Raw genomic sequence first — 6,000 nt, forward strand, 5'->3', positions numbered from 1 at the left:
TTTTGTGCTTTCTCACAGGTTAGAGTAGACGCTGTTTACAGAAAATTAACTTATGGTGGTAACCGGAATGGTACTTTGGTAGCGAATACCCGACTAAAAATCAGGGTTATTCACCGGCGTTATGTTTTCCCTAAACGCGATGAGTATCCGATTATTGCGCTGAAGTGTAGTTTGAATTTTTGAAAATCGTCGTATGTTTATAGTGTGAGCCGGTAATTTTTTGACTCACATCAATGGAGAACACGATGCGTTTCTGGGCTGTTGCACTATGGTTGCTGACTCTGCTACCCGTTTTGGGTGATAGCAGTGATGTTGCTATGGGCGCAAAATCAGCCGCAGTCATGTCAGCCAGTGACGGGCAGGTGCCTGAAGTTACTGAGAATACCGTCACCGATGCCGAATCAGACAGTGGCAACGGTATTTTAAGTGCTGTTCATAACGCCATCGTCATACAGCCGTTCAGCGAATATGCAGATATCCGGTTGATCCCTTTGCGGGGCCTCATTCAGGCCTACAGTATCAGAGGGCCACCGGTATTTTCCTGATGTTTATGTTCCCGCTATTGCGGGCCATCCATGATCAAATAAACAAAGGAAATTATCATGCACGTATTACCCTTATTCAAAACCGAAAATGTCGATAAACTCGCCTGGCCAGCAGCGCAAAACCGTTTGACCCTGCAGTCGCCTGCGAGTGCTGTTTTTACTGATTTCAAAGAGCACGTTCCGCTGGTAATCGATTACGATGCTAAAGCGACGGAACTGGAGCATCTGATGAAACAGTCCCATGTGAAAATGAAAATTGTGCTGGATAAGAACGACCAGTTCGCGGGTATCGTGACACTGGCTGACCTTACCGAGCAGCGTATCATGCAGAAAGTTGCCCTGGGCACGTCCCGCAGCGATCTTATCGCGGCGGACTTTATGCAGCCGAAGTCAGCCTTGCAGTCATTCGATTACGAACAGATCCAGCAGGCGACAGTGGAAGATATTATTGAAACACTGAAAGACAACGGCCAGCAGCATTGTCTGGTAATTGACCGCAAGGAACACGTGATTCGTGGCATTATAAGTGTGAGTGATATTGCCAGAGAATTACGCCTTCCCCTTGATATACAAGCACAACCGTCATTTTCGGCGCTTTCCAGCGTCATTGCAGCCTGACACGGACCGGATAAACCGGCTGGCACAGATTACTGTGCCACCGGTTTTCTGGTATAATTCCGCCGTTTTCATTACCCTCAGTAAAGATTATGAAGTTTGTTCACGGCGAATTCGATATAGCATTATCAGGCAACATCATGCTGACTCAGGCATACGGGCCCTGGAATGCTGAATGCGTGGTGGCATTTGGTGAAGCCTACCGGATTGAACGTCAGCTTTTAAAAGCAAACACATGGTCTGATATTGTGATACTGCGTGGCGAAAGCCTGCTTATTCCCGATGCTGAGCGTGTGCTTGGTGTGCGGATAGCAGCGGTTGTGCCGTTAGGTTTGAAAAAAGTGGCTATCGTAACCGCTGAATCCTCAGTGAGCGTTACTGCGCGCATGCAGCTTACCAGAATGTATGACAGCCTGGACGTTGAGTACGATTTTTTCACAACGTATTCTGAAGCAAAGGCCTGGCTCGAAGAAGCGGGCTTTTCAACGTCTGCGCAATCAGAACAGGCATTCTGTGCTCATCTTCCCGCTTCTGTACTGTAATCTTCTCTACTCTATTTTAAAAGCCCCCTTTACAGTAAAAAACTCATAAACTGGAACGTTTCTCGCAAGTCACTGTTTAATATCAGTGAAAAATGAGGAGTGTCGGGTATGCATGCAATGGGAACGTCGCCGGCAGTAGTGATGAAAGCGTATGTTATGGCTTACGAATCTATGGGTATGACACGTCTGGAAGCCGCGAATTTACTGGGTATTTCAGAAGTGGCTCTGGATCAGAGTTTATATGTGGGATTCGAGGAAACGTCGCAGGAGTGTGAAGTTCAGGTCGCTTTAATACGCCTGTACCATTTACTGTTTGCGTTGTCAGATGGCGACAGCCGGTTGATTTCTGAGTGGCTGAACCGCTTCAACTTTCATTTGAATGCCGTACCGGTAACAGTGTGTCACAACCTGGCGGGGATTTTATATCTCACCGATTATCTTGAGGACATGCGTGCAGGAGATGCAATGCCCTTCGTGGATATCAAAGGGCATATTCATGCGGCTAACGATACAGAGGAAGAACAGTATCATCGTTAGCCCGGAGGTTGGCTAGGCGCCGGCTTCGTATTCTTCCATATCTTTACGCTTATCCACCTTATGCTGGTCTTCAGACCGGCCTTCACGCCAGTAACTGCTGATATACAGCTGGTCGTGGGGGATACGCCTTTCTTTTGCCAGCAACTGGCGCAGCCCCCGCATATCTGAGAACTCACAGGCTACCCATGCTGCCGGTGTACCCGGAAGCCAGCTCAGTGATGCCACTTCATCTGCAAGACTGTTAGCACCGGTTACCCAAATCACGTTTACGCCGGCAGGTTTCTCCAGAGGCTGGATATCATCTGCGGTGGTAACCTTGATGACGGCATAGCCCTGTGTTTGCGGCCCCAGTTTTTCCAGATAGGTAGAAATGGCCGGGAGGGATGTCATATCGCCGGCGAACAATACCCAGTCGAAGCTGTCTGCCAGACCTTTGGAACTGCCCGGCCCGCCCACACAAATTTGATCACCGGGTGCTGCGCTTTTGGCCCAGTGTGAAGCCGGACCACTTGCCACACCTTCACCATGCAGCGCCATGTCGATATCCATGGTGCCGTTGCTGCGATCCAATTGACGGATGGTATACGTGCGAAGCTGCGCATCTTGTAAGGATGCCGGTGGCACTGACAAAGGATTACCATCAAAATCAAAAAGTAACTTAACGTATGCCGTTGTATCGATATCGGGATAAGCTTTCAGGGCATCGCCGGTCACGGTGATACGGCGCATATGAGGAGTAACTGCAATATTGTCTTTTACTGTGAGACAGGCGGGTTGTCTTGGCTGTCTTTTTTCCATACTTATTTTCTCTTCTATTAATTCACCACCATTTTAAATGAGAACAATTCTTAAAGACAACGCATTGTTACGAATGGTGGGTATCTGTACAACCGATAAAATAGAATGAAAAAAAAGCCGGAACACAAAGGTTCCGGCAAAAGACATTTAGGAATACACATGGAAACAAAACAATGAAAGCACTCTGTTGTTTTGTGATTTTAAATATAGAACTGGCTGACGCATTATTCGACATGAAAAACTATATCTGCGTAGTATTCCCGATACCAAAAAAAGCTCCCGCCATTTGGCGGGAGAAAATCAGAGGTTTTGGTTAGGCCGGGAAAGGCCTGGAGGGGAGATTAACTGTCAACAGACAGTTCACTTTTAACGTCAACAACGTCATCAGTGTTCTTTGCAATGGCTATGATCAAATCGCGCTCTGTGAGCGATTCAACCTTGCCGGTAAGGGTTACAATCCCTCGTAAAGCATGGACATCAATGTCGTCGCCTGACAGTCCGGATTCCAGCAAAAGTTGTGTGCGTATCAACGACACCATTTGCGCATCCCTGACTCCATGGAGCAAGGTGACAAGGTCACCCTCCAGTAATGCAGGCTTTACAACATCCAACTTGTTTTCAACTGATACTACGCCATCCAGTGACGCCGCAACTTCCTGTGCGAGTTCCCTGTTAACTTCACTGTTAACTTTGCCGGTTAAAATAACCTGTCCCTTGCTCACATCCGTGCGAATATCCATCGTATCGAATTGACCACTAAACAAGAGTGCCGCTTCTACCTTGCCTGCAATTGCATCATCCGTCGCAGATTGCGTTGGCGAGGCTGAAATCCCTTCAGCAAGAAGTGGCGTTGAGAACACAGTCATGACTGTCATTGTCAAAGCGGGAATTATCCGTTTCATACTCTGTTCTCCTGTTCGTTGTCTGTTGCAAACAATAATGCCAGTGGCGTGCCAGATTATACTTTTGTACTAAATATGATGTTATTACGCTGTTTTTAAAGATTTTTTTATGATGTTTAATCCGATGTGATAAAAAAGAGGAGAATCCGTGTGGGAAAATTTTACCTGCCAGTGTGTCTATATTTTCATACACAAACTTAGATAACTGACTATGGATAGAGGGGGAAACGAGTCATTACTCTATACCGGATTTATACTTTAGTTGAAATTTACTTTCCGTGGTCGACCAGTCGTCTTAAATGTATGCATAATGGGCAAGTCGACCACCAGTCTCTGATACCGCCATGAATATTAATAAATGTGAAGATGAAAAGATTCACCTTATTGAATCTGTTCAATCCTTTGGATACCTGCTAGCAGTTGACCCTGTCTCCTGTCAGGTGAAAGTGACCAGTGAGAATTTATCTGACATTCTCGCGACTCCGGTTTTGCCGGGTCAGTCATGCTTCACAGAAATAGTAGAAATGCCGGACAACGGTCAGGAAATTTTGTCTTCCCTGTATGAGCAGGCCAGAAGCACAGACCGGCGTCACAGTTATGAGTGGACCTTTAAAAATAAAATCTACAAAGACGGGGAATGGCATCAACTGGTAAACAGTGTCATCTACGCAAGCGGTGAACTGCTGGTCGTGGAGTTAGAGCCGTCACCGGTTCTGGCAGGCAGTGTATCATCTAAGTGGACGCCTACAGATACGGATATCCGGCCGTTATTGCCCAGCTTATTTGATTTGCCAACGGTTGAAGCGGTGGCAGACAAGATCGCATCGGCGATGAGAGAATTCATCGGCTTCGATCGGGTGGTGGTGTACAAGTTCGATAAAGACTATGCCGGTGAAGTTATCGGTGAGGACTGCCATGAAGATTTAGTGCCGTTCAAGGGGCTGAAGTTTCCCGCATCAGATATTCCTTCTCAGGCTCGCGCCCTTTACGTAAAAAACATGGTGCGCTGCGTCTATGATACCGATGAGACGCCCGTTAAGCTGATCCCGTCACTGAGTGAAAGTGAACGCAGCCCTTTGGATTTATCGCTATCCATGATTCGGGGTGTGTCGCCGGTGCACTTGCAGTATATGCGCAATATGGGGATCCGCGCTTCGTTCTCAGTGTCCCTTATCTACGAAAACAAATTATGGGGCATGATTGCCTGCCACCATCGTGAACCCAAGTATGTTGAGCAACGCCGGCGGTTAATTTGTGAAAGCTTAAGTCAGGTATTTACCTATCAAATGCACGGCAAGAGTATTGAGGTGAAACGAAACTCTTATCAGACCCGCCAGCAGCACCTTAACCGTATCATCAATACGCTGACAAATAAGAGTAACCCTCTGGATGGCATAAAAGAGGTGCAGACGGCACTGCTAAATACCATGCGGGTATGTGGTGTTGCCGTTGTAACGCCCAATTCACACTATCTGATTGGCAGAACACCAAGCTTTGAAACGGTGTCTCACCTGTTTCACAGTTATGCCAAAGACAGCAACGGTGAGTCTAAAACCACTGCACTGACCCGTATCAGCGATGACATCATTGCCAACTTTAAATTAAACGGGGTCAGAGGCCTGTTCATTTCTCCCGTGTCCAGTCGTCACGGGTATTACACCATGTGGTTCAGGGAGCCGGTGGATACCACAATCCGCTGGGCGGGCAAAGCTGCCAGCGAGTCTGATGTAAACAAGTCACTCACTCCGAGAGACTCTTTTGACACCTATATTGAGTCAGTCGTGGACCAATCCAAAGACTGGTCGACGGATGACACATTACTTATTGAGAGCTTTGAGCAACTCTTTATCCCTTATGCACTGGGCATGAAAAGTTCACTCGACAGCCAGGTAGCAAAACTGGAAGAACTGGATAAAGCCAAAGATCAGTTCCTGGCCAGTATTTCTCATGAGCTGCGCACGCCGCTCAATTCGATAATGGGCTGGACGGATTTAGCCCTGATGGACACATCCAATCATGAAAGGCTGGTGGAAGCACTTAATGTTGTAAAGCGGGCATCCA

7 protein-coding genes are annotated in these 6,000 nt (G+C 47.2%); 5 read left to right on the forward strand and 2 right to left on the reverse strand.

Annotated elements, in window-relative coordinates:
- The first annotated feature begins 245 nt into the window (after positions 1 to 245).
- The 4 genes from AC4PME_RS06415 (at position 246) to AC4PME_RS06430 (ending at position 2,239) form a co-directional block, all read left to right on the forward strand.
- On the forward strand, positions 246 to 545 hold the full coding sequence (locus AC4PME_RS06415) for a hypothetical protein (RefSeq protein WP_119502927.1): 300 nt from the start codon (positions 246 to 248) through the stop codon (positions 543 to 545).
- A gap of 57 nt (positions 546 to 602) precedes the next feature.
- The gene (locus AC4PME_RS06420) at positions 603 to 1,163 is read left to right on the forward strand and encodes a CBS domain-containing protein (RefSeq protein ID WP_119502926.1); all 561 of its coding nucleotides are present in this window, start codon (positions 603 to 605) and stop codon (positions 1,161 to 1,163) included.
- 89 nt (positions 1,164 to 1,252) lie between these two features.
- Complete coding sequence (locus AC4PME_RS06425; protein ID WP_491045825.1) at positions 1,253 to 1,702, forward strand: hypothetical protein; 450 nt, start codon at positions 1,253 to 1,255, stop codon at positions 1,700 to 1,702.
- 108 nt (positions 1,703 to 1,810) lie between these two features.
- Positions 1,811 to 2,239 carry a hypothetical protein gene (locus AC4PME_RS06430; RefSeq protein ID WP_119502924.1) on the forward strand — a complete coding sequence of 143 codons (429 nt, stop codon included), beginning with the start codon at positions 1,811 to 1,813 and terminating at the stop codon, positions 2,237 to 2,239.
- A gap of 12 nt (positions 2,240 to 2,251) precedes the next feature.
- On the opposite strand, the gene AC4PME_RS06435 is transcribed toward AC4PME_RS06430, so the two are convergent.
- Together AC4PME_RS06435 and AC4PME_RS06440 are read right to left on the reverse strand one after the other, a co-directional pair.
- The gene (locus tag AC4PME_RS06435) at positions 2,252 to 3,037 is read right to left on the reverse strand and encodes a siderophore-interacting protein (RefSeq protein ID WP_119502923.1); all 786 of its coding nucleotides are present in this window, start codon (positions 3,035 to 3,037) and stop codon (positions 2,252 to 2,254) included.
- Between the two features lie 341 nt (positions 3,038 to 3,378).
- On the reverse strand, positions 3,379 to 3,939 hold the full coding sequence (locus AC4PME_RS06440) for a BON domain-containing protein (RefSeq protein ID WP_119502922.1): 561 nt from the start codon (positions 3,937 to 3,939) through the stop codon (positions 3,379 to 3,381).
- Positions 3,940 to 4,283: 344 nt separating this feature from the next.
- On the opposite strand from AC4PME_RS06440, the gene AC4PME_RS06445 reads away from it, so the two are divergent.
- The coding region (locus AC4PME_RS06445; RefSeq protein WP_491529525.1) for a GAF domain-containing protein at positions 4,284 to 6,000 on the forward strand (1,717 nt) is incomplete at its 3' end.

The sequence above is a fragment of the Alteromonas sp. genome (genome assembly GCF_984505615.1).

Coding starts and splice junctions, on each gene's coding strand:
- AC4PME_RS06415 (WP_119502927.1), top strand. CDS start 246: ATGCGTTTCTGGGCTGTTGCACTATGGTTGCTGACTCTGCTACCCGTT.
- AC4PME_RS06440 (WP_119502922.1), bottom strand. CDS start 3,939: ATGAAACGGATAATTCCCGCTTTGACAATGACAGTCATGACTGTGTTC.
- AC4PME_RS06425 (WP_491045825.1), top strand. CDS start 1,253: ATGAAGTTTGTTCACGGCGAATTCGATATAGCATTATCAGGCAACATC.
- AC4PME_RS06430 (WP_119502924.1), top strand. CDS start 1,811: ATGCATGCAATGGGAACGTCGCCGGCAGTAGTGATGAAAGCGTATGTT.
- AC4PME_RS06435 (WP_119502923.1), bottom strand. CDS start 3,037: ATGGAAAAAAGACAGCCAAGACAACCCGCCTGTCTCACAGTAAAAGAC.
- AC4PME_RS06420 (WP_119502926.1), top strand. CDS start 603: ATGCACGTATTACCCTTATTCAAAACCGAAAATGTCGATAAACTCGCC.